Origin of the sequence: Bacillus cereus group sp. MG9 (genome assembly GCF_040459995.1) — a bacterium.
Lineage (GTDB): Bacteria > Bacillota > Bacilli > Bacillales > Bacillaceae_G > Bacillus_A > Bacillus_A mycoides.
Map to the genome: position 1 here is coordinate 12,501 of NZ_JARVHC010000001.1, position 26,028 is coordinate 38,528.

Sequence of the window (26,028 nt, forward strand, 5' to 3'; positions counted from 1 at the left end):
CCGACACAGGTAGGCGAGGAGAGAATCCTAAGGTGTGCGAGAGAACTCTGGTTAAGGAACTCGGCAAAATGACCCCGTAACTTCGGGAGAAGGGGTGCTTTCTTAACGGAAAGCCGCAGTGAATAGGCCCAAGCGACTGTTTAGCAAAAACACAGGTCTCTGCGAAGCCGTAAGGCGAAGTATAGGGGCTGACACCTGCCCGGTGCTGGAAGGTTAAGGAGAGGGGTTAGCGTAAGCGAAGCTCTGAACTGAAGCCCCAGTAAACGGCGGCCGTAACTATAACGGTCCTAAGGTAGCGAAATTCCTTGTCGGGTAAGTTCCGACCCGCACGAAAGGTGTAACGATTTGGGCACTGTCTCAACCAGAGACTCGGTGAAATTATAGTACCTGTGAAGATGCAGGTTACCCGCGACAGGACGGAAAGACCCCGTGGAGCTTTACTGTAGCCTGATATTGAATTTTGGTACAGTTTGTACAGGATAGGCGGGAGCCATTGAAACCGGAGCGCTAGCTTCGGTGGAGGCGCTGGTGGGATACCGCCCTGACTGTATTGAAATTCTAACCTACGGGTCTCATCGACCCGGGAGACAGTGTCAGGTGGGCAGTTTGACTGGGGCGGTCGCCTCCTAAAGTGTAACGGAGGCGCCCAAAGGTTCCCTCAGAATGGTTGGAAATCATTCGTAGAGTGCAAAGGCATAAGGGAGCTTGACTGCGAGACCTACAAGTCGAGCAGGGACGAAAGTCGGGCTTAGTGATCCGGTGGTTCCGCATGGAAGGGCCATCGCTCAACGGATAAAAGCTACCCCGGGGATAACAGGCTTATCTCCCCCAAGAGTCCACATCGACGGGGAGGTTTGGCACCTCGATGTCGGCTCATCGCATCCTGGGGCTGTAGTCGGTCCCAAGGGTTGGGCTGTTCGCCCATTAAAGCGGTACGCGAGCTGGGTTCAGAACGTCGTGAGACAGTTCGGTCCCTATCCGTCGTGGGCGCAGGAAATTTGAGAGGAGCTGTCCTTAGTACGAGAGGACCGGGATGGACGCACCGCTGGTGTACCAGTTGTTCTGCCAAGGGCATAGCTGGGTAGCTATGTGCGGAAGGGATAAGTGCTGAAAGCATCTAAGCATGAAGCCCCCCTCAAGATGAGATTTCCCATAGCGTAAGCTAGTAAGATCCCTGAAAGATGATCAGGTTGATAGGTTCGAGGTGGAAGCATGGTGACATGTGGAGCTGACGAATACTAATAGATCGAGGACTTAACCATATAATATGAAGCAAATGTTATCTAGTTTTGAAGGAATATACCTTCATAGTTTGGTGATGATGGCAGAGAGGTCACACCCGTTCCCATACCGAACACGGAAGTTAAGCTCTCTAGCGCCGATGGTAGTTGGGACCTTGTCCCTGTGAGAGTAGGACGTCGCCAAGCAAGATAAAAACACGAGTCATTTGACTCGTGTTTTTTTATTTCCCATGAAATAGGTTGGATTCCGTTAGTAAAAATGCTGAAATATAGTAAGGGATTTTTTGAGCAGAAATATTGAGAAATTGATAAATAAACGGATAATCTTCAGATCCATAACTTCCAAGTAAGTCATACCACCAATCCGTTTCATACCTAGAAATCATACTTAAATTATAGAGTAATAAATAATGAACAAGAAGCTCAGGCAACACTGGCTTAGAGTTTCTAGGGTCAGTCGTAAGTGGTAAATAATAAGTGTCAGTAAGATGCTCATAGTATAAAGGTGTACTATACATAGGATTCCATGATTGAATAGGTGCCGAAAAAAACAAATTTAATTCATTATTTTTCTCAGGTACGTGTTGTATTGATAAATGCTTACAAGTTGTTTCGATGTAACGAGAAAATCGCTCTTTAGTCATATGTAGTCGATCTAATATATTGACTGAAAAGGAGAGCTCATTTTTATTTGTTGAATCGATCTTATATAAAGTTGATACTTTTTGACTATAGCGCAACAAATTTTGTAATTCAGGAATATTCCCCATTAGCTCTAACATATTAAACTTCTCCGCTTCTAAGTGTTTCATGTGAAACAGTTGTTCTGCAACGTGAGTAAACAATCCGTTTTTCTGTATTTTCACCTCATCTTCTAAAAATTGATACCCCTGTTTTTTCCGTTTACGAGTCGTAACGCCATGAGCTAAAACAGTAGTTGATTCTGGGTAGTTAGGATCAATAGTTAACAAGCAAGCTTTAAACAGTTGGCTAATTCCATAAAATAACAACATCGGCTGAATCGAAAAGGGGGCCACCTTATATAATTCATAATAATTTTTCCCGTGTTCTAAGTAGTAAATAAAGGGATAACAGTTTTCAAAACTTTTTTTTTCAGCATCTTGTATGGAGGATTTTTCATAACAACGGGCAAGATAACGTTGTACATTTTGAGATGAAAAAAAGAAACTTAATTGCTGCCAAGTACAATGTGTTTGATGCATATATTACGCTCCTTTTATTGTCTGAAAATTCTAACATATATATACGTCCTTGACAGTATTTTAACCAATTGATAAGCTACTAATAATAATTTCTGGTATCATGGGGGGAACAATTATGTGGGAATCTAAATTTGTTAAAGAAGGTTTGACTTTTGATGATGTATTACTTGTACCAGCGAGGTCAGATATATTACCAAGAGAAGTAAGTGTTAAAACAGTTTTATCTGAAAGCTTACAGCTAAACATCCCGTTAATTAGTGCAGGAATGGATACAGTAACAGAAGCTGACATGGCTATTGCAATGGCTCGCCAAGGCGGTTTAGGAATTATTCATAAGAATATGTCTATTGAGCAACAAGCAGAGCAAGTTGATAAAGTAAAGCGCTCTGAAAGCGGCGTTATTTCAGATCCTTTCTTCTTAACTCCAGAACATCAAGTATATGATGCAGAACATCTTATGGGAAAATATCGTATCTCAGGTGTACCAGTTGTAAATAATTTAGATGAGCGAAAATTAGTTGGTATTATTACAAACCGTGATATGCGTTTCATCCAAGACTACTCAATCAAAATTTCTGACGTAATGACAAAAGAACAGTTAATTACAGCTCCAGTTGGTACTACACTGGAAGAAGCTGAAAAAATCCTACAAAAGTATAAAATTGAAAAGCTCCCTCTTGTTGATAATAACGGTGTATTACAAGGGCTTATTACAATAAAAGATATTGAAAAAGTAATTGAATTCCCAAACTCTGCTAAAGATAAGCAAGGACGCTTATTAGTTGGAGCAGCTGTTGGTGTAACGGCTGATGCTATGCTTCGTATCGATGCATTAGTAAAAGCTAGCGTAGATGCAATTGTACTTGATACAGCTCATGGGCATTCTAAAGGTGTTATTGAAAAAGTAAAAGAAGTTCGTGCGAAATATCCAGCACTAAATATTATCGCTGGAAATGTTGCTACAGCTGAAGCAACGAAAGCATTAATTGAGGCTGGTGCAAACGTAGTTAAAGTTGGTATTGGACCAGGTTCTATTTGTACAACGCGTGTTGTAGCTGGTGTTGGTGTACCACAATTAACAGCAGTTTATGATTGTGCAACAGAAGCTCGTAAACACGGTATTCCAGTTATTGCTGATGGCGGTGTTAAGTACTCTGGTGATATGGTTAAAGCTTTAGCAGCAGGAGCACACGTTGTTATGCTAGGCAGTATGTTTGCTGGTGTTGCTGAAAGCCCTGGAGAAACTGAAATTTACCAAGGTCGCCAATTTAAAGTATATCGTGGTATGGGTTCTGTTGGAGCGATGGAAAAAGGAAGTAAAGATCGTTACTTCCAAGAAGGAAACAAAAAACTTGTTCCTGAAGGTATTGAAGGACGCGTACCATATAAAGGACCTTTAGCAGATACAGTTCATCAATTAGTTGGTGGATTACGTGCAGGTATGGGATATTGCGGAGCGCAGAATTTAGAATTCTTACGTGAGAATGCACAGTTCATTCGTATGTCAGGTGCAGGTTTACGTGAAAGCCATCCTCATCACGTACAGATTACAAAAGAGGCTCCAAACTACTCATTGTAATGTCTTATATACAAATAGACAGAGATTTGATATCTCTGTCTATTTTTTTTTGATTATGTTAGAATAACGGTTATGTGAGTACATAGATATTGGGGGTAGCAAAAGTGAAAGGTATGTTTTGCAAAAGATTCATTGCGTTGGTAACAGTGCTTACAATAGCTTGTAGCATGCTTGTACCATATAGCAATGCATCAGCAGAAACAGGAGCCGCTTTAAACATTGAAGCAGGTGCGGCAATTTTAGTAGAAGCGAATTCTGGGAAGATTTTATATCAAAAAAATGCAGATGAGTTATTATCAATCGCTAGTATGACAAAAATGATGAGTGAATACCTAGTGAACGAGGCTATTGCGAAAGGGAAACTAAAATGGGATCAAAAAGTTAAGGTTTCCGAATATGCGTATAACATTTCGCAAGATCGTTCATTATCGAATGTGCCTCTACGAAATGGTGAATCTTATACAGTAAAAGAGCTATACGAAGCAATGGCAATTTATTCTGCTAATGGTGCAACGATAGCGTTAGCTGAAGCAGTTGCTGGAAAAGAAGTAGACTTTGTAAAAATGATGAATGATAAATCGAAAGAGTTTGGATTAAAAAATTATAAGTTTGTAAATTCTACGGGCTTAACGAACAAAGATTTAAAAGGACACCATCCTGAAGGGACAACTCCAGATGAAGAAAATAAAATGTCTGCGAGAGATGTAGCAATTTTAGCACAACGTCTTATTCAAGATTTCCCTAAAACATTAGACATAGCAAAAATTTCAAAAAAAGTATTCCGTGAAGGTACTCCGGATCGGATTGAAATGCCTAACTGGAACTGGATGTTAAAGGGGTTAATTAAGGAATACGAAGGCGTAGATGGTCTGAAAACAGGATCAACTCCAGAAGCAGGAGATTGTTTCACTGGTACGATTGAAAGAAATGGTATGCGTTTCATTTCTGTAGTTATTAAAACAAAATCTCACACGGCAAGATTTGATGAGACAAAGAAATTATATGATTATGGCTTTGCTAGCTTTGAAATGAAGAAAATGTATGAAAAAGGTTCTTCGGTTAAAGGAAGAGAAACAGTAAGAGTTGAAAATGCGAAAGATAAAGATGTGGCAGTTCAAACGAAGCAAGCTGTTTCACTTCCAGTGCCAAAGGGAAGTAAAGACGTTTATAAAACAGAATTTAAAGAAGGAAATAAGGGACAAGAGGCACCTATGAAAAAGGGAGTTACACTTGGCCAAATGGTTGTAACGTCTAAAGATAGTAATGATCCTGGATTTTTATCAGGAAAATCATTACAAGTAGACCTTGTAACAAAATCTGAAGTAGAAGAGGCAGGCTGGTTCACACGTTCTATGCGCGGAATTGGTTCTTTCTTTAGTGGTATGTGGAATAGTGCTGTTGATACAGTAAAAGGTTGGTTTTAAAAGCTCCTCATTGTAGGAGCTTTTTCTTATTCCTATTTTTCATACCGACTTTATGAAAAAGTAGTGGACAAGCATCAGATAGTTAGTGGTAGAATGTAAGAGTATTCTTAATTTTCTTCTTTAACGGGGGAAAGCAATTCACCTAGGGGGGTTTTTGTACATGACAAATGTAACAGGGACAGAACGTGTAAAACGTGGAATGGCAGAAATGCAAAAAGGCGGCGTTATTATGGACGTAGTTAACGCTGAGCAAGCAAGGATTGCAGAAGAGGCAGGCGCAGTTGCTGTTATGGCATTAGAGCGTGTACCTGCAGATATTCGTGCAGCAGGTGGCGTTTCTCGTATGGCAGATCCAACAATTGTTGAAGAAGTTATGGGTGCTGTATCAATTCCGGTTATGGCAAAATGTCGTATCGGTCACCTTGTAGAAGCACGTGTATTAGAATCATTAGGGGTAGACTATATCGATGAGAGTGAAGTATTGACTCCTGCTGATGAAGTATACCATTTAAATAAACGTGATTACACAGTTCCGTTTGTATGTGGTTGCCGCGATATCGGAGAAGCTGCACGTCGTATTGCAGAAGGTGCAGCTATGCTTCGTACAAAAGGTGAACCTGGAACAGGAAACATTGTAGAGGCAGTGCGTCATATGCGCCAAGTCAATGCAGAAATCCGTCAAGTTGCAAGTCTACGTGAAGATGAGTTAATGACATATGCAAAAAATACTGGTGCTCCTTATGAAGTACTACTTGAAATTAAACGCCTTGGTCGCCTGCCAGTTGTAAACTTTGCAGCAGGTGGTGTAGCAACACCAGCAGATGCAGCGTTAATGATGCAACTTGGTGCTGATGGTGTATTTGTTGGATCTGGTATCTTCAAATCAGAGAACCCAGAGAAATTTGCACGTGCAATCGTTGAAGCAACGACTCATTATGAAGATTACGAACTAATTGCAAGCCTTTCTAAAGGATTAGGTAACGCAATGAAAGGTATCGAAATTTCAACGTTATTACCAGAACAACGCATGCAAGAGCGTGGATGGTAATTAAAGGAGATCTTTAAAATGGTGAAAATCGGTGTACTAGGTCTTCAAGGTGCAGTTCGTGAGCATGTAAAATCAGTTGAGGCAAGTGGTGCAGAAGCTGTTGTTGTAAAGCGTATAGAGCAACTTGAAGAGATTGATGGTCTTATTTTACCAGGCGGTGAAAGTACAACAATGCGCCGTCTTATTGATAAGTATGCTTTCATGGAGCCTCTTCGTACATTTGCGAAGTCTGGTAAACCAATGTTTGGTACATGTGCAGGAATGATTCTTCTTGCGAAAACACTTATTGGCTATGAAGAAGCACATATTGGTGCTATGGATATTACGGTTGAGCGCAATGCGTTCGGACGCCAAAAAGATAGTTTTGAAGCTGCACTTTCAATTAAAGGTGTGGGAGAAGACTTTGTTGGTGTATTTATCCGTGCTCCGTATGTTGTAAATGTAGCTGATGATGTTGAAGTACTTTCTATGCATGGCGAGCGAATGGTAGCGGTAAGGCAAGGGCCGTTTTTAGCTGCTTCTTTCCATCCGGAATTAACGGATGATCATCGTGTAACAGCATACTTTGTAGAAATGGTAAAAGAAGCGAAAATGAAAAAAGTTGTATAAGTAACTTGCAACTTGTATAAGATTATAGTAAATTGATGATAACAATTTTATAAAATAAGCGTGTTGATAGGAAGTAGTAACAAATGTTGTTTCTTATAGAGAGTCGATGGTTGGTGGAAATCGATAGAAACAGTTTGTGAATCCATCCTGGAATGGAATGTGGAATATCTTTTGATTAGTAAACATTCCCGGTGAAGAGCCGTTATTTCTACTTGAGAGGAAAGCGGTAATGCTTTCAACTAGGGTGGCAACGCGGGTTAACTCCCGTCCCTTTGTATAGGGACGGGAGTTTTTTGTGTTTTATAAAATAAAAGGAGGAGTATATAATGCTTGATATTAAATTTTTACGTACGAATTTTGAAGAAGTAAAAGCAAAATTACAGCATAGAGGCGAAGATTTAACGGATTTTGGTCGCTTTGAAGAACTTGATACGAGAAGAAGAGAGCTACTTGTTCAAACAGAAGAACTAAAAAGTAAACGTAACGAAGTATCTCAACAAATTTCAGTATTAAAGCGTGAAAAGAAAGATGCGGAAGCTCTAATTCTAGAAATGCGTGAAGTTGGGGAAAAAGTAAAAGATCTCGATAATGAGCTTCGTACAGTTGAAGAAGATTTAGAAAGATTAATGCTATCTATCCCAAATATCCCTCATGAATCTGCCCCAATAGGTGAAACAGAGGATGATAACGTAGTAGCACGTACTTGGGGAGAAGTGAAAGAATTTACTTATGAGCCAAAACCACATTGGGACCTTGCTACTGATTTAGGGATTTTAGATTTTGAACGTGCTGGGAAAGTAACAGGAAGCCGATTTGTATTTTACAAAGGTGCTGGTGCAAGATTAGAACGTGCTTTGATTAGCTTTATGCTTGACCTTCATACTGATGAGCATGGATATGAGGAAGTATTGCCTCCTTATATGGTAAACCGTGCAAGTATGACAGGAACAGGACAACTTCCGAAGTTTGAAGAAGATGCATTCCGTATTGAAAGTGAAGATTATTTCCTAATCCCAACAGCTGAAGTACCTGTAACGAATATGCATCGTGATGAGATTGTGAGTAAAGAGCAATTGCCGATACGATATGCTGCGTTTAGCTCATGCTTCCGTTCTGAAGCAGGTTCAGCTGGTCGCGATACACGTGGTTTAATTCGCCAACACCAATTTAACAAAGTTGAACTTGTGAAGTTCGTGAAACCAGAAGATTCTTACGAAGAGTTAGAAAAATTAACAAATGATGCAGAGCGCGTGTTACAATTATTAGAGTTGCCATATCGCGTTATGAGCATGTGTACAGGAGATTTAGGATTTACAGCAGCGAAGAAATACGATATTGAAGTATGGATTCCAAGCTATGGTACATATCGTGAAATTTCTTCTTGTAGTAATTTTGAGGCATTCCAAGCGAGACGCGCGAATATCCGTTTCCGTCGTGAGCCAAATGGTAAACCGGAACATGTTCATACACTAAATGGATCTGGTCTTGCAATTGGACGTACAGTGGCAGCTATTTTAGAGAACTACCAACAAGAAGATGGTACAATTATAATTCCAGAAGTTCTTCGCCCTTATATGGGAGGAAAAACAGTTATTAAATAAGTTAAAACATTCATCGGTATGAGTGATTGGTAATTATGGACGTTGTCAGCAGTGTCATAAAGGAGAGGGGAAGTAAAATTTCCCTTTCCTCATAATTTATTATAGTAGGGTTGACTAACTGTTTTTCTTTTGATATTATATTTGATGTCAATATGGAGGTATACCCAAGTCTGGCTGAAGGGATCGGTCTTGAAAACCGACAGGCGGCGAGAGTCGCGCGGGGGTTCGAATCCCTCTACCTCCTCCAGATATAATTGACAACAGCGCATATAAGTGGAGATTGGAGAACTCGTTACCAACACGTAACGAGTTTTTATTTTAAAACCAATCATAAAGTATGATGTAAGGATATAGTGTCCTTATTACACACTCATATTCCGATGATTATCTTCATAGATATGAAAGGAGTTAACATGGATCTTATTATACAAACGTTTCCTTTAGATGGAAAAACTTTATATTATGTACAATGTCCTGTCTGTAAGAACAATAGAATTTTAAACAGTGGTGCAAATGTGTCGCGCATTATAAGTGATGATACATTCCGTAAACTTTGTGGTTGCACTTGTGATGTAAAACAGGTTGCAAAAAAAGTAGAGGTACCAAAAGAAGCTGAAAAACCAGCTGTGCAAAAAGAAGTAACTCCAAAACGTACAGGGAAATTACTAACAGCAGTAATTAATGGAAAAGAATTGACTGTTAAAGAGATTGCTGAAACATATGATATTAGTACGAGTACTGTTCGTCAGCGTATTAATGCTGGAAAGCCAGAGAGTGAAATTATTGCTCCGACAAAAAAGAAAAAGTAATTTCATAGGAAAACCCGTGCATATGCACGGGTTTTTTATTTTACAAGTTTACGTGTTTGTTTTAAAAAATGTCCAATTTTTTTAATGATTGGTTCGATTGAATCGCCATCTTTTAAAATATCGTATTCATTAATGTTTAATCGTAAAACAGGGCATGAATTAAAGTTATTAATCCAGTTATCGTAACGTCCATGCATCTCTTTCCAATATTCAATTGGTGTTTGCTGCTCCATGGGACGTCCTCGTTCTTGAATACGATCGACAATATCATCAAAAGAACCTTCTAGGTAAATTAATAAGTCTGGATGAGGGAAGTAAGGAGTCATGACCATAGCATCAAATAACCCTTTGTATGTCTCATAATCAGTTTCAGTCATTGTACCCTTTTCGTAATGCATTTTTGCGAAAATACCAGTGTCCTCATAGATAGAACGGTCTTGAACAAAACCGCCACCATATTCGAAAATTCTTTTTTGTTCTTTAAATCGTTCTGCTAAAAAGTACACTTGTAAGTGAAAGCTCCAGCGGGTGAAATCAGCATAGAACTTGTCCAAATATGGGTTGGAATCTACTTTTTCAAAAGATGTACGATAACCTAAAGCGTTAGCCAATGCAGTTGTCATAGTTGATTTACCGACACCTACTGTTCCAGCAATAGTGATAACTGCATCATTTGGTATATCATATTTTTGCCTTAAATTCATTGTTATTTCGACTCCTTCAAGAGAGTATTTTGAAGAGCTGATAAGATGACATTTAAATCATCAGGATTTCTTACAAAATCCATATCGTCTCCATTAAATTTCAATACTGGAATATCTGGATGGTCCTTTTTGAAAGCATCCATTGCTGTTTCGTAATCTTTTGTAAGCTGTAGCAAGTAATTTGGATCCATATTTTTTTCGAATTCTCTTCCGCGCATGGCAATTCGTTTTTGTAATGTTTCTAGGCTCGCTGTTAAATAAACGATGACATTTGGCACAGGCATATCTTGCGTAAGAATGCGATAAATTTGCATGTACTTGTCATATTGAGAATCTTTTAATGTACGGGATGCAAAAATTAAATTTTTAAATATATGATAATCTGCTACTACAGGCTTTCTTTGATTCAAATACTTTATGTTAATATCCTCTAGTTGTTTGTATCTATTACAAAGAAAGAACATCTCTGTTTGAAAACTCCATTCGTCGATGTCTTCGTAGAATTTTCCTAAAAAAGGATTTTCATCAACAATCTCTTTTAGTAAGTGGAGTTGCATGTGAGTTGAAAGTTCCTTCGCAAGTGAAGTTTTTCCAACACCAATTGGTCCTTCAACCGTGATAAATGGTACTCCGGTCACGCTGTTTCCTCCTTTCAATCAGTGATTTACCGTGACTACTAAAAACACAAAACAGAATTATTGTAGCACAAGAGGGGGGCGAGCGGACTAATTTGATATAAAAAGTTAGAAAATAGATATGTATTAATTAAATTTTATTTGGGATGACGGTACAATATTTGCCTTTAATGTGGCTTCCATTATTTTTAAAGCATGTTCATTATCTTGCTCGTTATTAGAAGCGATGCAATCCCGTGGTACATAAAGTGTATAATTTCTCATATGGGCATCATTAGCTGTAAAAAGGATGCATATGTTCCCGGCAATTCCTGTTAAAATGAGATTTTCGATTTTTAAATAACCTAATAAAGAATTCAAAGGTGTTTCATAAAAAGCAGAGTAATGTGGTTTAATAAAAATGTAATCGTCAGTATGCGGAGCAATGGCCTCGATAATATTTTTACTATACTCATTTGTACAATGGGTGATAAGTTGATCAATATCAGATCTCCAAAGTTGATAGTGATCATTGACATAAATTATTGGATAGCCCAATGACTTCATGGTGTCCTTTAATTGTAAAATGGGGTTCTTTATAATTTCACATTTCTGTGCCAGGATGGGTCCGTGGGAGAATTGAAAATCATTAATCATATCGATAATGAGTAAGGCAGTATTTTTCATATGTAATTCCCTCTCTTTCTTCTTTAGGTTGGATTGAATTTGTAAAAGTTATCCCACCTGCAAGAAATGAAAAAGTGTATTTTATTTTTGGTGAAAGGACTATATTATGGAGCGAGATATATATTTTATGCAGTTAGCAATAGAGGAAGCGAAGAAGGCGGAGGCGATACAAGAGGTACCAATTGGTGCTGTAATTGTGCTAGATGGTGAAGTGATTAGTGTCGCACATAACTTAAGAGAAACTGAACAGAGATCAATAGCTCACGCCGAACTCTTAGCTATTGATGAAGCTTGCAAAGAATTAGGGACATGGCGTTTAGAAGATGCAACGTTATATGTAACATTAGAACCTTGCCCAATGTGTGCAGGGGGAATTGTTTTATCGCGTATAAAACGGGTTGTATATGGTGCGAGCGATCCGAAAGGTGGATGTGCAGGTACGTTGATGAATCTTTTAACTGATGAGCGTTTTAATCATCAGTGTGAAGTAGTGCCTGGTGTACTTGAAGAAGAATGTGGTACGTTGTTAACGATTTTTTTTAGGGAGCTTCGTAAGAAAAGAAAAGAAGTGAAAAAACTAGAGAAAAGTAATGGTAACTAACGTATTTGCATTTTGTAAAAAAACAAGTTATACTGATAATGCCTTATCCAAGGCAACCGAATATTGGTTTTAACTTTGCCGTGCTAAGCGGGGAGGTAGCGGTGCCCTATACTCGCAATCCGCTCTAGCGAGGCTGAATCCCTTCTCGAGGTTATGTTGCTGTAAGGTCTGCCTTAAGTAAGTGGTGTTGACGTTTGGGTCCTGCGCAACGGGACCCCGTGAACCTTGTCAGGTCCGGAAGGAAGCAGCAATAAGCGGGTTTTCTCGTGTGCCGCAGGAGTGCCTGAACCGAGCTAACTGCTTGAGTAACGCTTATGGTACGTAATCGACAGAAGGTGCACGGCAGTTATATATGTATACAAAACTCACCTTTATATAAAGGTGAGTTTTTTGTATGGAAAATAACTTTTGGAATCTATAAACAGAATGGGTTATAATAAATAAGATAATAACCTTTGAGGGAGGCCGTATTTTCGTGTCATACCAAGCGTTATACCGAACATGGAGACCGCAAAAATTCGAAGATGTAGTCGGTCAAAAGCACGTGACAAAAACGTTGCAAAATGCCCTTCTTCAAGAGAAAGCTTCACATGCTTATTTGTTTTCGGGTCCGAGGGGAACAGGGAAAACGACAATTGCAAAAGTATTTGCAAAGGCAATTAACTGTGAACACGCCCCGGTAGCTGAACCTTGTAATGAATGTCCTTCTTGTTTAGGAATTACACAAGGGTCTATTTCAGATGTATTAGAAATTGATGCGGCTTCAAATAACGGTGTAGATGAAATTCGAGATATAAGAGATAAAGTAAAATATGCTCCAAGTGCTGTAGGATATAAAGTATACATTATTGATGAAGTTCACATGCTTTCTATGGGTGCCTTTAATGCGCTTTTGAAAACTTTAGAAGAGCCGCCAGGACATGTTATTTTTATTCTAGCGACAACAGAACCGCATAAAATTCCAGCTACAATTATTTCGCGTTGTCAGCGTTTTGAGTTTCGAAAGATATCAGTAAATGATATCGTTGAGAGATTATCGACGGTCGTGACAAATGAAGGTACGCAAGTAGAAGATGAAGCGTTACAAATCGTAGCGCGTGCCGCCGAAGGTGGTATGCGTGATGCGCTCAGTCTTATTGATCAAGCTATTTCTTATAGTGATGAGACGGTGACGAGTGAAGATGTTTTAGCTGTAACAGGATCTGTATCTCAGCGATATTTGGGTGACCTGGTAGAATGTATACGTGAAAATGATGTATCAAGAGCGTTACGTATTATAGATGAGATGATGAGTAAAGGGAAAGATCCAGTTCGCTTTATGGAGGATTTCATCTACTACTATCGTGATATGCTTTTGTATCAAACTTCACCACAATTAGAACATATGTTGGAACGGGTAATTGTAGATGATCAATTCCGTACGTTAAGTGAAGAAATGCAACCGGAAGTAATCTATGAAATTATTCATACCCTTAGTAAGGGACAACAGGAGATGAAGTGGACAAACCATCCAAGAATATTCTTGGAAGTTGTTATGGTGCAACTGTGTCAGCAGTTTATGATGCAAGCAAACGGCGCAGATCGTTTACAAGCGATTATGAACAGGATGCAGCAGTTGGAGAAAGAGTTAGAGCAAGTTAAAAAGAATGGCGTGCCAGCTGGTGTGCAGCAGGAAGTAAGAGAGACGCGGGCAACACCAAAACCGGTACGAACAGGAAGTATGAAAATTCCTGTTGGACGTGTGAATGAAGTGTTAAAGCAAGCGAAGCGTCAAGATTTAGAACAGTTAAAAGCTGTATGGGGCGAATTATTAGGAAGGCTCAAGTCACATAACAAAGTAGCATTTGCTGTTTTATTAGAAAATAGTGAACCAGTTGCGGCTTCGGATGATACCTATGTGTTAGCATTTCAATATGAGATTCATTGCAAAATGGCTAGTGAAAATCGAGAAGCGATGGATACATTGGAACAAACCCTTTTTGAATTGTTAAGTAAAAGGTTAAATATGATTGCTATCCCAAAAAGTGAATGGGGTAAAATTCGTGAAGACTTTTTACAACGCGAAGGCGGGGATTCTGAAGAAAGCCCAGAACAAAAAGAAGATCCTCTTATAGAAGAGGCTGTAAAATTAGTAGGGCAAGAACTTATTGAAATAAAAGAGTAATAATAATGAGGAGGAATTAATTATGATGCGTGGCGGAATGGGAAATATGAATAATATGATGAAACAAATGCAAAAGATGCAAAAGGACATGGCGAAGGCGCAAGAAGAGCTTGGCGAAAAAACAGTTGAAGGTACAGCTGGCGGCGGAATGGTTACTGTTATTGCAAATGGTCATAAGCAAGTTCTTGAAGTGAAAATTAAAGAAGAAGTTGTAGATCCAGAAGATATCGAAATGTTACAAGACTTAGTATTAGCTGCAACGAATGATGCACTTAAAAAGGTTGATGAACTTTCAAACTCTACAATGGGCAAATTTACAAAAGGCATGAACTTACCAGGTGGAATGTTCTAGGAGGATATTGATATATGCATTATCCAGAACCGATATCAAAATTAATCGATAGTTTTATGAAGTTGCCAGGAATTGGACCGAAAACAGCGGTTCGATTGGCATTCTTCGTGTTAGATATGAAAGAGGATGATGTACTAGGTTTTGCGAAAGCACTTGTGAATGCAAAGCGAGATTTAGCGTATTGTTCTGTGTGCGGACATATCACTGACCGCGATCCTTGTTATATTTGTGACGATTCGCATAGGGATCAATCGGTTGTTTGTGTAGTACAAGAGCCGAAAGATGTAATTGCGATGGAAAAAATGAAAGAATATCAAGGTGTATATCATGTTTTGCGTGGTGCTATTTCTCCAATGGAAGGAATTGGACCAGAGGATATTAATATCCCGCAGTTATTAAAGAGACTGCAAGATGAAACAGTACAAGAAGTGATATTAGCAACAAACCCTAATATTGAAGGGGAAGCCACAGCGATGTACATATCCCGCCTCTTAAAGCCAACAGGAATTAAAGTAACTCGTATTGCACATGGTCTGCCAGTTGGTGGAGATTTAGAATATGCAGATGAAGTAACACTATCGAAAGCTTTAGAAGGCCGTAGAGAGATATAAGAGGAGAAGGGAAAATGTTCTTTCAAAAAAAGGGTAAGTTGCGTAAAGAGTATGACGATAAGTTAATTGTATTATTAGAAAAGGTAAAGAATGAATGGCTACGTCAGAAGAGACTGGTTGAACAAAGTGTTGAGCCGTCTCAAGATGTACTTTGTTCTTTAAAAATAGCAGAGGCGAAATATTTTTTCTTGTTAAAAGAAGCAAAACGTCGTCCTGTGAAAATGGAACAATGGTAAAAGGTCCTGCTTTTTAAAGCGGGACCTTTTACTTTTTATCGATTTATTTGTGAGTAATAGGGCTACTTTATTTTTGGGATATAAAGAGGAGAAAGAAAAAATGGGAATGGAATTAGTTGTATCTAATTGCTAGTGCTTAGAAGAAAGATTACTGATTAAAGGTTATGAAGATGAAGTGGTAGGAGTTATGTTATAGATGTTCTTTTTTCTTGTCTTGTCCCATACAAATGGATATGTATAGGTCATTCATAAGGAGGAAAAAATGAATTCTACAATTATTATTGTTGGCATTCTTTCTTTAGTTTTTATTTTTCTTGTTTTTGGTGTTTCTGCTAAACCAATACGTTTTATAGGGAAAGCGCTCTTTCATGTCACTTTAGGTATAGCGTTACTATTTATTGTGAATGTTGCAGGGACATATTTCGATTTTCATATTCCAATTAACATGGGCACAGCTACAGTATCAAGTTTATTAGGGGTGCCAGGTGTTGCTGCATTAGTGATTATTAAGCTATATATAATGCCAAGATAAATTTATTTTGGCATTTTTTAAAAAAGCGTTGACTTATCGATTAGTAATATGATAAATTAATAAGCGTCGTCAGGAACGAAAGAAAAAAGTTGTTGACAGATTCAAGTCAAAATGTTAAATTATAAAAGTCGCTGAAACGCGGCATTGAACTTTGAAAACTAAACGAAACAAACAACGTGAAACGTCAATTTTTATTTTTAGATGCTAGACAAACTAACTTTATTGGAGAGTTTGATCCTGGCTCAGGATGAACGCTGGCGGCGTGCCTAATACATGCAAGTCGAGCGAATGGATTAAGAGCTTGCTCTTATGAAGTTAGCGGCGGACGGGTGAGTAACACGTGGGTAACCTACCCATAAGACTGGGATAACTCCGGGAAACCGGGGCTAATACCGGATAATATTTTGAACTGCATAGTTCGAAATTGAAAGGCGGCTTTGGCTGTCACTTATGGATGGACCCGCGTCGCATTAGCTAGTTGGTGAGGTAACGGCTCACCAAGGCGACGATGCGTAGCCGACCTGAGAGGGTGATCGGCCACACTGGGACTGAGACACGGCCCAGACTCCTACGGGAGGCAGCAGTAGGGAATCTTCCGCAATGGACGAAAGTCTGACGGAGCAACGCCGCGTGAGTGATGAAGGCTTTCGGGTCGTAAAACTCTGTTGTTAGGGAAGAACAAGTGCTAGTTGAATAAGCTGGCACCTTGACGGTACCTAACCAGAAAGCCACGGCTAACTACGTGCCAGCAGCCGCGGTAATACGTAGGTGGCAAGCGTTATCCGGAATTATTGGGCGTAAAGCGCGCGCAGGTGGTTTCTTAAGTCTGATGTGAAAGCCCACGGCTCAACCGTGGAGGGTCATTGGAAACTGGGAGACTTGAGTGCAGAAGAGGAAAGTGGAATTCCATGTGTAGCGGTGAAATGCGTAGAGATATGGAGGAACACCAGTGGCGAAGGCGACTTTCTGGTCTGTAACTGACACTGAGGCGCGAAAGCGTGGGGAGCAAACAGGATTAGATACCCTGGTAGTCCACGCCGTAAACGATGAGTGCTAAGTGTTAGAGGGTTTCCGCCCTTTAGTGCTGAAGTTAACGCATTAAGCACTCCGCCTGGGGAGTACGGCCGCAAGGCTGAAACTCAAAGGAATTGACGGGGGCCCGCACAAGCGGTGGAGCATGTGGTTTAATTCGAAGCAACGCGAAGAACCTTACCAGGTCTTGACATCCTCTGAAAACTCTAGAGATAGAGCTTCTCCTTCGGGAGCAGAGTGACAGGTGGTGCATGGTTGTCGTCAGCTCGTGTCGTGAGATGTTGGGTTAAGTCCCGCAACGAGCGCAACCCTTGATCTTAGTTGCCATCATTAAGTTGGGCACTCTAAGGTGACTGCCGGTGACAAACCGGAGGAAGGTGGGGATGACGTCAAATCATCATGCCCCTTATGACCTGGGCTACACACGTGCTACAATGGACGGTACAAAGAGCTGCAAGACCGCGAGGTGGAGCTAATCTCATAAAACCGTTCTCAGTTCGGATTGTAGGCTGCAACTCGCCTACATGAAGCTGGAATCGCTAGTAATCGCGGATCAGCATGCCGCGGTGAATACGTTCCCGGGCCTTGTACACACCGCCCGTCACACCACGAGAGTTTGTAACACCCGAAGTCGGTGGGGTAACCTTTATGGAGCCAGCCGCCTAAGGTGGGACAGATGATTGGGGTGAAGTCGTAACAAGGTAGCCGTATCGGAAGGTGCGGCTGGATCACCTCCTTTCTATGGAGAATTGATGAACGCAGTTCATCAATATAAGTTTCCGTGTTTCGTTTTCGTTTAGTTTTGAGAGTTCAATATAAGTATTGACTCTTAAATAGGAATATGATATAAATAAATTCCGCAATTTGTATGGGCCTATAGCTCAGCTGGTTAGAGCGCACGCCTGATAAGCGTGAGGTCGATGGTTCGAGTCCATTTAGGCCCACCATACATTTTACGGGGCCTTAGCTCAGCTGGGAGAGCGCCTGCCTTGCACGCAGGAGGTCAGCGGTTCGATCCCGCTAGGCTCCACCAAAAAGCTATTTTATATAGCAAATGGTATGTTCTTTGAAAACTAGATAACAGTGTAGCTCATATTTTTTTAATTTTAGTTTGGTTAAGTTAGAAAGGGCGCACGGTGGATGCCTTGACACTAGGAGTCGATGAAGGACGGGACTAACGCCGATATGCTTCGGGGAGCTGTAAGTAAGCTTTGATCCGAAGATTTCCGAATGGGGAAACCCACTATACGTAATGGTATGGTATCCTTACCTGAATACATAGGGTATGGAAGACAGACCCAGGGAACTGAAACATCTAAGTACCTGGAGGAAGAGAAAGCAAATGCGATTTCCTGAGTAGCGGCGAGCGAAACGGAATCTAGCCCAAACCAAGAGGCTTGCCTCTTGGGGTTGTAGGACATTCTATACGGAGTTACAAAGGAACGAGGTAGACGAAGCGACCTGGAAAGGTCCGTCACAGAGGGTAATAACCCCGTAGTCGAAACTTCGTTCTCTCTTGAATGTATCCTGAGTACGGCGGAACACGTGAAATTCCGTCGGAATCTGGGAGGACCATCTCCCAAGGCTAAATACTCCCTAGTGATCGATAGTGAACCAGTACCGTGAGGGAAAGGTGAAAAGCACCCCGGAAGGGGAGTGAAAGAGATCCTGAAACCGTGTGCCTACAAATAGTCAGAGCCCGTTAATGGGTGATGGCGTGCCTTTTGTAGAATGAACCGGCGAGTTACGATCCCGTGCGAGGTTAAGCTGAAGAGGCGGAGCCGCAGCGAAAGCGAGTCTGAATAGGGCGTTTAGTACGTGGTCGTAGACCCGAAACCAGGTGATCTACCCATGTCCAGGGTGAAGTTCAGGTAACACTGAATGGAGGCCCGAACCCACGCACGTTGAAAAGTGCGGGGATGAGGTGTGGGTAGCGGAGAAATTCCAATCGAACCTGGAGATAGCTGGTTCTCCCCGAAATAGCTTTAGGGCTAGCCTTAAGTGTAAGAGTCTTGGAGGTAGAGCACTGATTGAACTAGGGGTCCTCATCGGATTACCGAATTCAGTCAAACTCCGAATGCCAATGACTTATCCTTAGGAGTCAGACTGCGAGTGATAAGATCCGTAGTCAAGAGGGAAACAGCCCAGATCGCCAGCTAAGGTCCCAAAGTGTGTATTAAGTGGAAAAGGATGTGGAGTTGCTTAGACAACTAGGATGTTGGCTCAGAAGCAGCCACCATTTAAAGAGTGCGTAATAGCTCACTAGTCGAGTGACTCTGCGCCGAAAATGTACCGGGGCTAAATACACCACCGAAGCTGCGAATTGATACCAATGGTATCAGTGGTAGGGGAGCGTTCTAAGTGCAGTGAAGTCAGACCGGAAGGACTGGTGGAGCGCTTAGAAGTGAGAATGCCGGTATGAGTAGCGAAAGACGGGTGAGAATCCCGTCCACCGAATGCCTAAGGTTTCCTGAGGAAGGCTCGTCCGCTCAGGGTTAGTCAGGACCTAAGCCGAGGCCGACAGGCGTAGGCGATGGACAACAGGTTGATATTCCTGTACCACCTCTTTATCGTTTGAGCAATGGAGGGACGCAGAAGGATAGAAGAAGCGTGCGATTGGTTGTGCACGTCCAAGCAGTTAGGCTGATAAGTAGGCAAATCCGCTTATCGTGAAGGCTGAGCTGTGATGGGGAAGCTCCTTATGGAGCGAAGTCTTTGATTCCCCGCTGCCAAGAAAAGCTTCTAGCGAGATAAAAGGTGCCTGTACCGCAAACCGACACAGGTAGGCGAGGAGAGAATCCTAAGGTGTGCGAGAGAACTCTGGTTAAGGAACTCGGCAAAATGACCCCGTAACTTCGGGAGAAGGGGTGCTTTCTTAACGGAAAGCCGCAGTGAATAGGCCCAAGCGACTGTTTAGCAAAAACACAGGTCTCTGCGAAGCCGTAAGGCGAAGTATAGGGGCTGACACCTGCCCGGTGCTGGAAGGTTAAGGAGAGGGGTTAGCGTAAGCGAAGCTCTGAACTGAAGCCCCAGTAAACGGCGGCCGTAACTATAACGGTCCTAAGGTAGCGAAATTCCTTGTCGGGTAAGTTCCGACCCGCACGAAAGGTGTAACGATTTGGGCACTGTCTCAACCAGAGACTCGGTGAAATTATAGTACCTGTGAAGATGCAGGTTACCCGCGACAGGACGGAAAGACCCCGTGGAGCTTTACTGTAGCCTGATATTGAATTTTGGTACAGTTTGTACAGGATAGGCGGGAGCCATTGAAACCGGAGCGCTAGCTTCGGTGGAGGCGCTGGTGGGATACCGCCCTGACTGTATTGAAATTCTAACCTACGGGTCTCATCGACCCGGGAGACAGTGTCAGGTGGGCAGTTTGACTGGGGCGGTCGCCTCCTAAAGTGTAACGGAGGCGCCCAAAGGTTCCCTCAGAATGGTTGGAAATCATTCGTAGAGTGCAAAGGCATAAGGGAGCTTGACTGCGAGACCTACAAGTCGAGCAGGGACGAAAGTCGGGCTTAGTGATCCGGTGGTTCCGCATGGAAGGGCCATCGCTCAACGGATAAAAGCTACCCCGGGGATAACAGGCTTATCTCCCCCAAGAGTCCACATCGACGGGGAGGTTTGGCACCTCGATGTCGGCTCATCGCATCCTGGGGCTGTAGTCGGTCCCAAGGGTTGGGCTGTTCGCCCATTAAAGCGGTACGCGAGCTGGGTTCAGAACGTCGTGAGACAGTTCGGTCCCTATCCGTCGTGGGCGCAGGAAATTTGAGAGGAGCTGTCCTTAGTACGAGAGGACCGGGATGGACGCACCGCTGGTGTACCAGTTGTTCTGCCAAGGGCATAGCTGGGTAGCTATGTGCGGAAGGGATAAGTGCTGAAAGCATCTAAGCATGAAGCCCCCCTCAAGATGAGATTTCCCATAGCGTAAGCTAGTAAGATCCCTGAAAGATGATCAGGTTGATAGGTTCGAGGTGGAAGCATGGTGACATGTGGAGCTGACGAATACTAATAGATCGAGGACTTAACCATATAATATGAAGCAAATGTTATCTAGTTTTGAAGGAATATACCTTCATAGTTTGGTGATGATGGCAGAGAGGTCACACCCGTTCCCATACCGAACACGGAAGTTAAGCTCTCTAGCGCCGATGGTAGTTGGGACCTTGTCCCTGTGAGAGTAGGACGTCGCCAAGCAAGATAAAAACACAAGTCTTTTGACTTGTGTTTTTTTGTTTTTAAACAGTACATGAAAGAAGTAAAGGGAATACATAAGTAATACAAACACGTTGCCCAAGAATAAATCATATTATATAAGAAATTGATGTATATTTTCCAGAAATTTGTTAAGGAATAGAGGTATATAATATGTTTATTTAAAAAGGGAGGAAAGATTATGAAATTACCAAGTGAAATTTGCATCGTTTGTGAGACAAAAAGAGGGGAAGGAATATATGTATATAATAATTTAATATGTTACGAGTGCGAAAGAAATCTGGTGAATACTGAGACAACTGACCCGAAGTATATACATTATTTAAAACAACTGCGAAAATTAGAAGTATCATATTTTTAAATAGGCATTATGCCTATTATTTTTTTTGCCCTAATATCTGTATAATAGATACAGAATGAATAATAAGGAAGAGATATATATGAATCAAAATCGTATGCCTTTATATGAGGCGCTAATGGAATTTAAAGAAAGGCGACTACTATCTTTTCATGTTCCAGGTCATAAGAATGGTTTAAACTTCCCTCAGAAAGCTTCAGGGGGGTTTAAGGACATATTATCAATTGATGTAACAGAGTTAACAGGATTAGATGATTTACATAGCCCGTTTGAATGTATAGATGAAGCACAGCAATTATTAGCTGAAGTATATGGCGTGCACAAAAGTTATTTTTTAATTAATGGTTCAACAGTTGGAAATTTAGCAATGATTTTGTCTTGCTGCGGCGAACATGATATTGTCCTCGTACAAAGAAATTGTCATAAATCGATCATTAATGGTTTGAAATTAGCAGGGGCTAATCCGGTCTTTTTAAATCCATGGATTGATGAAGTACATAACGTACCAGTAGGTGTTCATGATGAAATTATTAAGGAGGCAATTACAAAGTATCCAAATGCAAAAGCACTTATTTTAACACATCCTAATTACTATGGTATGGGAATTGATTTAGAGGCAAGTATCGCTTACGCACATGCACATAAAATTCCTGTTCTAGTAGATGAAGCCCATGGGGCGCATTTTTGTATAGGGGACCCCTTCCCGAAGTCAGCATTAGTTTATGGTGCGGATATTGTGGTTCATTCCGCACATAAAACATTACCTGCGATGACAATGGGATCTTATTTACATATAAATAGCCGTTTGGTGAGCGAAGAAAAAGTTTCCTCCTATTTAAGTATGCTACAATCTAGTAGCCCATCGTATCCAATTATGGCTTCTCTTGATATAGCACGTTTTGCAATAGCAGTTATAAAGGAAGAGGGTCATGATGAAATCGTTGAGTTTTTACGCCGATTTAAAGAAGGATTGCGATCTATCCCACAAATAGCCATTTTGCAATATCCATCGCAAGATGAATTAAAAGTTACGGTGCAAACTCGCTGTCAGTTATCGGGGTATGAATTACAGTCTGTATTTGAAAAAGTCGGTATATATACGGAAATGGCAGATCCATATAACGTCCTATTTATATTACCGTTACAAGTAAATGAGGGGTATATGAAAGCTATAGAGATCATTCGATTAGCTATGCAGCAATATAAGGTAAAAGACAAGACAGCATCAATTCGTTATACTTATAAAGGGGAGATTTCCCCTTTACCGTATACGTATAAACAATTAGAGAGATACGAAACGAAGTTAGTATCTATAGAAGAAGCCGTTGGTATGATAGCTGCAGAAATGGTGATTCCGTATCCACCTGGAATTCCATTGATCATGTATGGAGAGAGAATTACTCAAGAACATACAAAGCAAATTACTCATTTAGAGAAAACAGGGGCTCGTTTTCAAGGTAGTACGAAATATATGAACGTGTATGATATAGAAAGTAGGTTTTAGGATGAAGGGATTATTTGTAACAATTGAAGGGCCAGAAGGTTCGGGTAAAACAACATTAATTAAAAGTTTATTACCATATTTTGAGCAAAAGGAACAAAAGGTAATGGCGACCAGAGAACCGGGTGGTATTGCAATTTCTGAAGATATTAGAACAATTTTACATAAACAAGAGTATACGATGATGGAAGCACGTACAGAGGCGCTCTTATATGCTGCTGCACGTAGACAACATTTAGTGGAAAAAGTTATGCCAGCACTTGAGGAAAACTATCTTGTACTATGTGATCGTTTTATAGATAGCTCTTTAGCATATCAAGGATATGCAAGAGGCTTAGGTATGGATAAAGTATTTGAAATTAATCGTTTCGCAACGGAAGATTGTATGCCTAGTTTAACAATCTATTTAGATATTGAGCCAGAGGTAGGTTTAGCACGAATTGGAAAAGATGCAGGACGTGAAGTAAATCGACTAGATATGGAAGATATCTCTTTCCATAAACGTGTGCGTGAAGGGTATTTACAAGTTGTAGAGCGTTTCTCTAATCGCATTGTATTAGTAAATGCTGATCAACCAATGAAAAAACTTATAGAAGAAGTTGTTCAGATTATAGAAGATAAATTGTTATAATAGAAGGAAAGAATGAAATAAGTGAGGTATGCAGTATGATAAATACGTGGGAGCAGCTTTCTGCTATACAGCCCATCGGTGTCAAAATGTTGATGAATAGCATTGCAAAAGAGCGTATATCCCACGCTTACTTGTTAGAGGGAGGGAAAGGGACTGGGAAGTTCGCCACAGCAATTCAAATGGCAAAAAGTTTTCTCTGTTCACAAAGAAATGGTGTAGAGCCTTGTCATGTATGTACGAATTGTCGCCGAATTGATTCAGGTAACTACCCAAACTTACATATTGTAAAACCAGATGGATTATCTATTAAAAAACAGCAAATTCATGATTTACAAGAAGAGTTTTCAAAAACAGGATTAGAAGCAAATAAAAAAGTATATATTATTGAGCATGCAGATCGTATGACAGCAAATGCAGCGAATACGCTCTTAAAGTTTTTAGAAGAACCAAGTAGTGATACAACAGCTATTTTACTTACTGAACAAAGTCATCAGATTTTAAATACAATCTTATCTCGTTGTCAAGTTGTTACGTTTAGGCCGTTGCCTACAGAATCTTTAATTAAGAGGTTAGAGGAAGAAGGTATTACAGTTTCTTTATCTACACTTGCTGCGCAGCTTACAAATAGTTTTGAAGAAGCTTTATTAATGTGTAATGATGAATGGTTTGCACAAGCGAGAGCTTTAGTGATAAAATTATGTGAAGCGCTCGAAAAAGATAAGGCCTCTATTTTTTTTGTACAAGAAAAATGGGGGAAGCACTTTGGAGAGAAAGAACAATTACAGCAAGGCTTAGATATGTTACTCCTTATTTATAAGGATTTATTATATGTTCAACTTGGAGAAGAAGATCGTCTTGTTTTTCATGAGCAGAAAGAGATGTTTGAATCCTTTTCTTATGCTCAGAAGCGCATTGTATCAGCTCTCTTTAATATATTAGAGGCAAAAAATAGAATCAACGCTAATGTAAATGCGCAGCTTGTGTTCGAACAGTTAGTGTTGCGGTTGCAGGAGGGATGACCGTTTTGTATGATGTAGTAGGTGTTCGCTTTAAGAAGGCCGGAAAGGTATATTACTTTGATCCGAATCAGTTCGATATCTCAGAAAATGAGTTTGTAATTGTAGAAACGGTAAGAGGTATTGAGTACGGAAAAGTAGTTATTACCAAAAAGCAAGTTGATGAAAATGACGTTGTATTACCGCTAAAAAAAGTTATTCGTATTGCAAATGAAAATGATCGTACCATTGTTGAAGAGAATAGGCATGCTGCGAAAGAAGCATATCAAGTTTGTCAACAAAAGGTAGGAGAACATAATCTTGATATGAAGCTTGTAGATGTAGAGTATACGTTCGATCGTAATAAGATTATTTTTTACTTTACTGCGGATGGTCGGATTGATTTCCGGGAACTAGTGAAAGACTTAGCGGCAATTTTTAGGACAAGAATTGAGCTGAGACAGATCGGCGTTCGTGACGAAGCAAAAATGCTTGGTGGTATTGGTCCATGTGGTCGTATGCTTTGTTGTTCTACTTTTTTAGGAGATTTTGAACCTGTATCCATTAAAATGGCAAAGGATCAAAATTTATCATTAAATCCTGCAAAAATCTCTGGTTTATGTGGTCGCTTAATGTGTTGCTTAAAATATGAGAATGATGAATATGAGGCAGCAAAGGAACAACTTCCTGATTTAGATCAACGTATACAAACACCGCACGGTACTGGCCGTGTTATCGGATTAAATATTTTAGAAAGATTAATTCAAGTGGAACTAGTAGACAAGGAACGGATAGTAGAATATACGTTAGATGAATTAATGAATAAAGGGGTCGTTTCGAGTCAAACCACAGATTAATGAGGTGGGTGCTTGTGGAGAAAAAGGATATTTTTGCATCGGTTTCTAGTATGGAAGAGCAAATTGGACATTTATACAAACAGTTGGGAGAATTAAAACAACATCTTGCAGAATTATTGGAAGAAAACCAACATATAAAAATGGAAAATGAAAATTTGCGACATCGTTTTGAAGAAGTGCAGAACAAGGAAAAGCAAAAAACTCAAAAACGCAAAGAAATGAAGGCGAAGACAGATATTGGTGAAGGCTACGATAATCTAGCGAGACTATATCAAGAAGGTTTTCATATTTGCAATCTACATTATGGAAGTGTACGTAAAGAGGGAGATTGTTTATTCTGTCTGTCATTTTTAAATAAAAAGTGAGATTACCTTTCCAATATAATTGGAAAGGTAATTTTT

Annotated in this window: 22 protein-coding genes, 3 tRNA genes, 5 rRNA genes, 1 other RNA gene and 1 other annotated feature (1 of these 32 cut by a window edge); of the genes, 27 read left to right on the top strand and 4 right to left on the bottom strand. The window is 40.4% G+C overall.

Annotated elements, in window-relative coordinates; genetic code table 11:
• Together QCI77_RS00050 and rrf (QCI77_RS00055) are read left to right on the top strand one after the other, a co-directional pair.
• Window positions 1-1,262 (top strand): 23S ribosomal RNA (locus tag QCI77_RS00050); it begins 1,660 nt to the left of the window's first position.
• 49 nt (window positions 1,263-1,311) lie between these two features.
• Window positions 1,312-1,427: ribosomal RNA gene (gene rrf / locus QCI77_RS00055) — 5S ribosomal RNA — on the top strand.
• A gap of 35 nt (window positions 1,428-1,462) precedes the next feature.
• Here rrf (QCI77_RS00055) and QCI77_RS00060 read toward each other — a convergent pair.
• Window positions 1,463-2,464 (bottom strand): YaaC family protein, encoded by a 1,002-nt coding sequence (locus QCI77_RS00060; RefSeq protein ID WP_002009610.1) that lies wholly within the window; start codon window positions 2,462-2,464, stop codon window positions 1,463-1,465.
• Window positions 2,465-2,579: 115 nt separating this feature from the next.
• On the opposite strand from QCI77_RS00060, the gene guaB reads away from it, so the two are divergent.
• From guaB to QCI77_RS00095, 7 genes are all read left to right on the top strand, one after another.
• Entirely contained in the window at window positions 2,580-4,043 is a 1,464-nt protein-coding gene (gene guaB, locus QCI77_RS00065; RefSeq protein WP_002107266.1) for an IMP dehydrogenase, read from the top strand.
• Between the two features lie 113 nt (window positions 4,044-4,156).
• Window positions 4,157-5,467, top strand: coding sequence for a D-alanyl-D-alanine carboxypeptidase family protein (locus QCI77_RS00070; protein WP_125930156.1), 1,311 nt, complete (start codon window positions 4,157-4,159; stop codon window positions 5,465-5,467).
• A gap of 160 nt (window positions 5,468-5,627) precedes the next feature.
• A complete protein-coding gene (gene pdxS / locus QCI77_RS00075; protein WP_002009615.1) occupies window positions 5,628-6,515 on the top strand; it encodes a pyridoxal 5'-phosphate synthase lyase subunit PdxS in 888 nt (295 codons plus the stop codon).
• Window positions 6,516-6,533: 18 nt separating this feature from the next.
• Window positions 6,534-7,124: a pyridoxal 5'-phosphate synthase glutaminase subunit PdxT gene (gene pdxT, locus QCI77_RS00080; protein ID WP_002009616.1), complete on the top strand. Its 591-nt coding sequence runs from the start codon at window positions 6,534-6,536 to the stop codon at window positions 7,122-7,124.
• A gap of 54 nt (window positions 7,125-7,178) precedes the next feature.
• Window positions 7,179-7,399, top strand: a binding site (T-box leader).
• A gap of 51 nt (window positions 7,400-7,450) precedes the next feature.
• Window positions 7,451-8,725, top strand: a complete 1,275-nt coding sequence (serS, locus tag QCI77_RS00085) for a serine--tRNA ligase (RefSeq protein ID WP_002009617.1) — start codon at window positions 7,451-7,453, stop codon at window positions 8,723-8,725.
• A gap of 154 nt (window positions 8,726-8,879) precedes the next feature.
• Window positions 8,880-8,972, top strand: a tRNA-Ser gene (locus tag QCI77_RS00090).
• Between the two features lie 166 nt (window positions 8,973-9,138).
• Window positions 9,139-9,534, top strand: a complete 396-nt coding sequence (locus QCI77_RS00095; RefSeq protein WP_002029297.1) for a sigma factor-like helix-turn-helix DNA-binding protein — start codon at window positions 9,139-9,141, stop codon at window positions 9,532-9,534.
• 35 nt (window positions 9,535-9,569) lie between these two features.
• Here the strand turns inward: QCI77_RS00095 and QCI77_RS00100 are convergent, their stop codons facing one another.
• The 3 genes from QCI77_RS00100 to QCI77_RS00110 all read right to left on the bottom strand — a co-directional run bounded on the left by QCI77_RS00100 (window position 9,570) and on the right by QCI77_RS00110 (window position 11,539).
• The gene (locus QCI77_RS00100; RefSeq protein ID WP_002009620.1) at window positions 9,570-10,238 is read right to left on the bottom strand and encodes a deoxynucleoside kinase; all 669 of its coding nucleotides are present in this window, start codon (window positions 10,236-10,238) and stop codon (window positions 9,570-9,572) included.
• 2 nt (window positions 10,239-10,240) lie between these two features.
• A complete protein-coding gene (locus QCI77_RS00105) occupies window positions 10,241-10,876 on the bottom strand; it encodes a deoxynucleoside kinase (protein ID WP_002009621.1) in 636 nt (211 codons plus the stop codon).
• Between the two features lie 123 nt (window positions 10,877-10,999).
• Window positions 11,000-11,539 carry a cysteine hydrolase family protein gene (locus tag QCI77_RS00110; protein WP_002130738.1) on the bottom strand — a complete coding sequence of 180 codons (540 nt, stop codon included), beginning with the start codon at window positions 11,537-11,539 and terminating at the stop codon, window positions 11,000-11,002.
• A gap of 106 nt (window positions 11,540-11,645) precedes the next feature.
• Between QCI77_RS00110 and tadA the strand changes: the two genes are divergently transcribed.
• The 18 genes from tadA (at window position 11,646) to yabA (ending at window position 25,992) form a co-directional block, all read left to right on the top strand.
• Window positions 11,646-12,140 carry a tRNA adenosine(34) deaminase TadA gene (gene tadA, locus QCI77_RS00115; RefSeq protein ID WP_353824393.1) on the top strand — a complete coding sequence of 165 codons (495 nt, stop codon included), beginning with the start codon at window positions 11,646-11,648 and terminating at the stop codon, window positions 12,138-12,140.
• Between the two features lie 78 nt (window positions 12,141-12,218).
• An RNA gene (gene ffs / locus QCI77_RS00120) (signal recognition particle sRNA large type) lies at window positions 12,219-12,483 on the top strand.
• A 132-nt stretch (window positions 12,484-12,615) separates the two neighbouring features.
• On the top strand, window positions 12,616-14,304 hold the full coding sequence (dnaX, locus tag QCI77_RS00125; protein WP_002029302.1) for a DNA polymerase III subunit gamma/tau: 1,689 nt from the start codon (window positions 12,616-12,618) through the stop codon (window positions 14,302-14,304).
• Between the two features lie 25 nt (window positions 14,305-14,329).
• A complete protein-coding gene (locus QCI77_RS00130; RefSeq protein WP_170935248.1) occupies window positions 14,330-14,656 on the top strand; it encodes a YbaB/EbfC family nucleoid-associated protein in 327 nt (108 codons plus the stop codon).
• Between the two features lie 14 nt (window positions 14,657-14,670).
• Window positions 14,671-15,267, top strand: a complete 597-nt coding sequence (gene recR, locus QCI77_RS00135) for a recombination protein RecR (RefSeq protein WP_002009629.1) — start codon at window positions 14,671-14,673, stop codon at window positions 15,265-15,267.
• A 14-nt stretch (window positions 15,268-15,281) separates the two neighbouring features.
• Window positions 15,282-15,503 carry a YaaL family protein gene (locus tag QCI77_RS00140; protein ID WP_002009631.1) on the top strand — a complete coding sequence of 74 codons (222 nt, stop codon included), beginning with the start codon at window positions 15,282-15,284 and terminating at the stop codon, window positions 15,501-15,503.
• 262 nt (window positions 15,504-15,765) lie between these two features.
• Complete coding sequence (locus QCI77_RS00145) at window positions 15,766-16,035, top strand: pro-sigmaK processing inhibitor BofA family protein (RefSeq protein ID WP_002009632.1); 270 nt, start codon at window positions 15,766-15,768, stop codon at window positions 16,033-16,035.
• A gap of 219 nt (window positions 16,036-16,254) precedes the next feature.
• Window positions 16,255-17,806 (top strand): 16S ribosomal RNA (locus QCI77_RS00150).
• A 131-nt stretch (window positions 17,807-17,937) separates the two neighbouring features.
• Window positions 17,938-18,014 (top strand) — tRNA-Ile (locus QCI77_RS00155).
• Window positions 18,015-18,024: 10 nt separating this feature from the next.
• A tRNA-Ala gene (locus QCI77_RS00160) sits at window positions 18,025-18,100 on the top strand.
• 80 nt (window positions 18,101-18,180) lie between these two features.
• Window positions 18,181-21,102 (top strand): 23S ribosomal RNA (locus QCI77_RS00165).
• A 49-nt stretch (window positions 21,103-21,151) separates the two neighbouring features.
• Window positions 21,152-21,267: ribosomal RNA gene (gene rrf / locus QCI77_RS00170) — 5S ribosomal RNA — on the top strand.
• Together the 16S, 23S and 5S rRNA genes with 2 tRNA genes alongside form the textbook arrangement of a ribosomal RNA operon.
• A gap of 199 nt (window positions 21,268-21,466) precedes the next feature.
• Window positions 21,467-21,646: a sigma factor G inhibitor Gin gene (locus tag QCI77_RS00175; RefSeq protein ID WP_002130199.1), complete on the top strand. Its 180-nt coding sequence runs from the start codon at window positions 21,467-21,469 to the stop codon at window positions 21,644-21,646.
• Window positions 21,647-21,725: 79 nt separating this feature from the next.
• Window positions 21,726-23,147, top strand: coding sequence for an aminotransferase class I/II-fold pyridoxal phosphate-dependent enzyme (locus QCI77_RS00180; protein WP_002130200.1), 1,422 nt, complete (start codon window positions 21,726-21,728; stop codon window positions 23,145-23,147).
• A gap of 1 nt (window position 23,148) precedes the next feature.
• A complete protein-coding gene (gene tmk, locus QCI77_RS00185; RefSeq protein ID WP_002009634.1) occupies window positions 23,149-23,775 on the top strand; it encodes a dTMP kinase in 627 nt (208 codons plus the stop codon).
• Window positions 23,776-23,810: 35 nt separating this feature from the next.
• Window positions 23,811-24,794 (top strand): DNA polymerase III subunit delta', encoded by a 984-nt coding sequence (gene holB, locus QCI77_RS00190; protein WP_002009636.1) that lies wholly within the window; start codon window positions 23,811-23,813, stop codon window positions 24,792-24,794.
• A gap of 5 nt (window positions 24,795-24,799) precedes the next feature.
• Window positions 24,800-25,627 (top strand): PSP1 domain-containing protein, encoded by an 828-nt coding sequence (locus tag QCI77_RS00195; RefSeq protein ID WP_002009637.1) that lies wholly within the window; start codon window positions 24,800-24,802, stop codon window positions 25,625-25,627.
• A gap of 14 nt (window positions 25,628-25,641) precedes the next feature.
• Complete coding sequence (yabA, locus tag QCI77_RS00200) at window positions 25,642-25,992, top strand: DNA replication initiation control protein YabA (protein WP_002009639.1); 351 nt, start codon at window positions 25,642-25,644, stop codon at window positions 25,990-25,992.
• Window positions 25,993-26,028 lie beyond the last annotated feature (36 nt).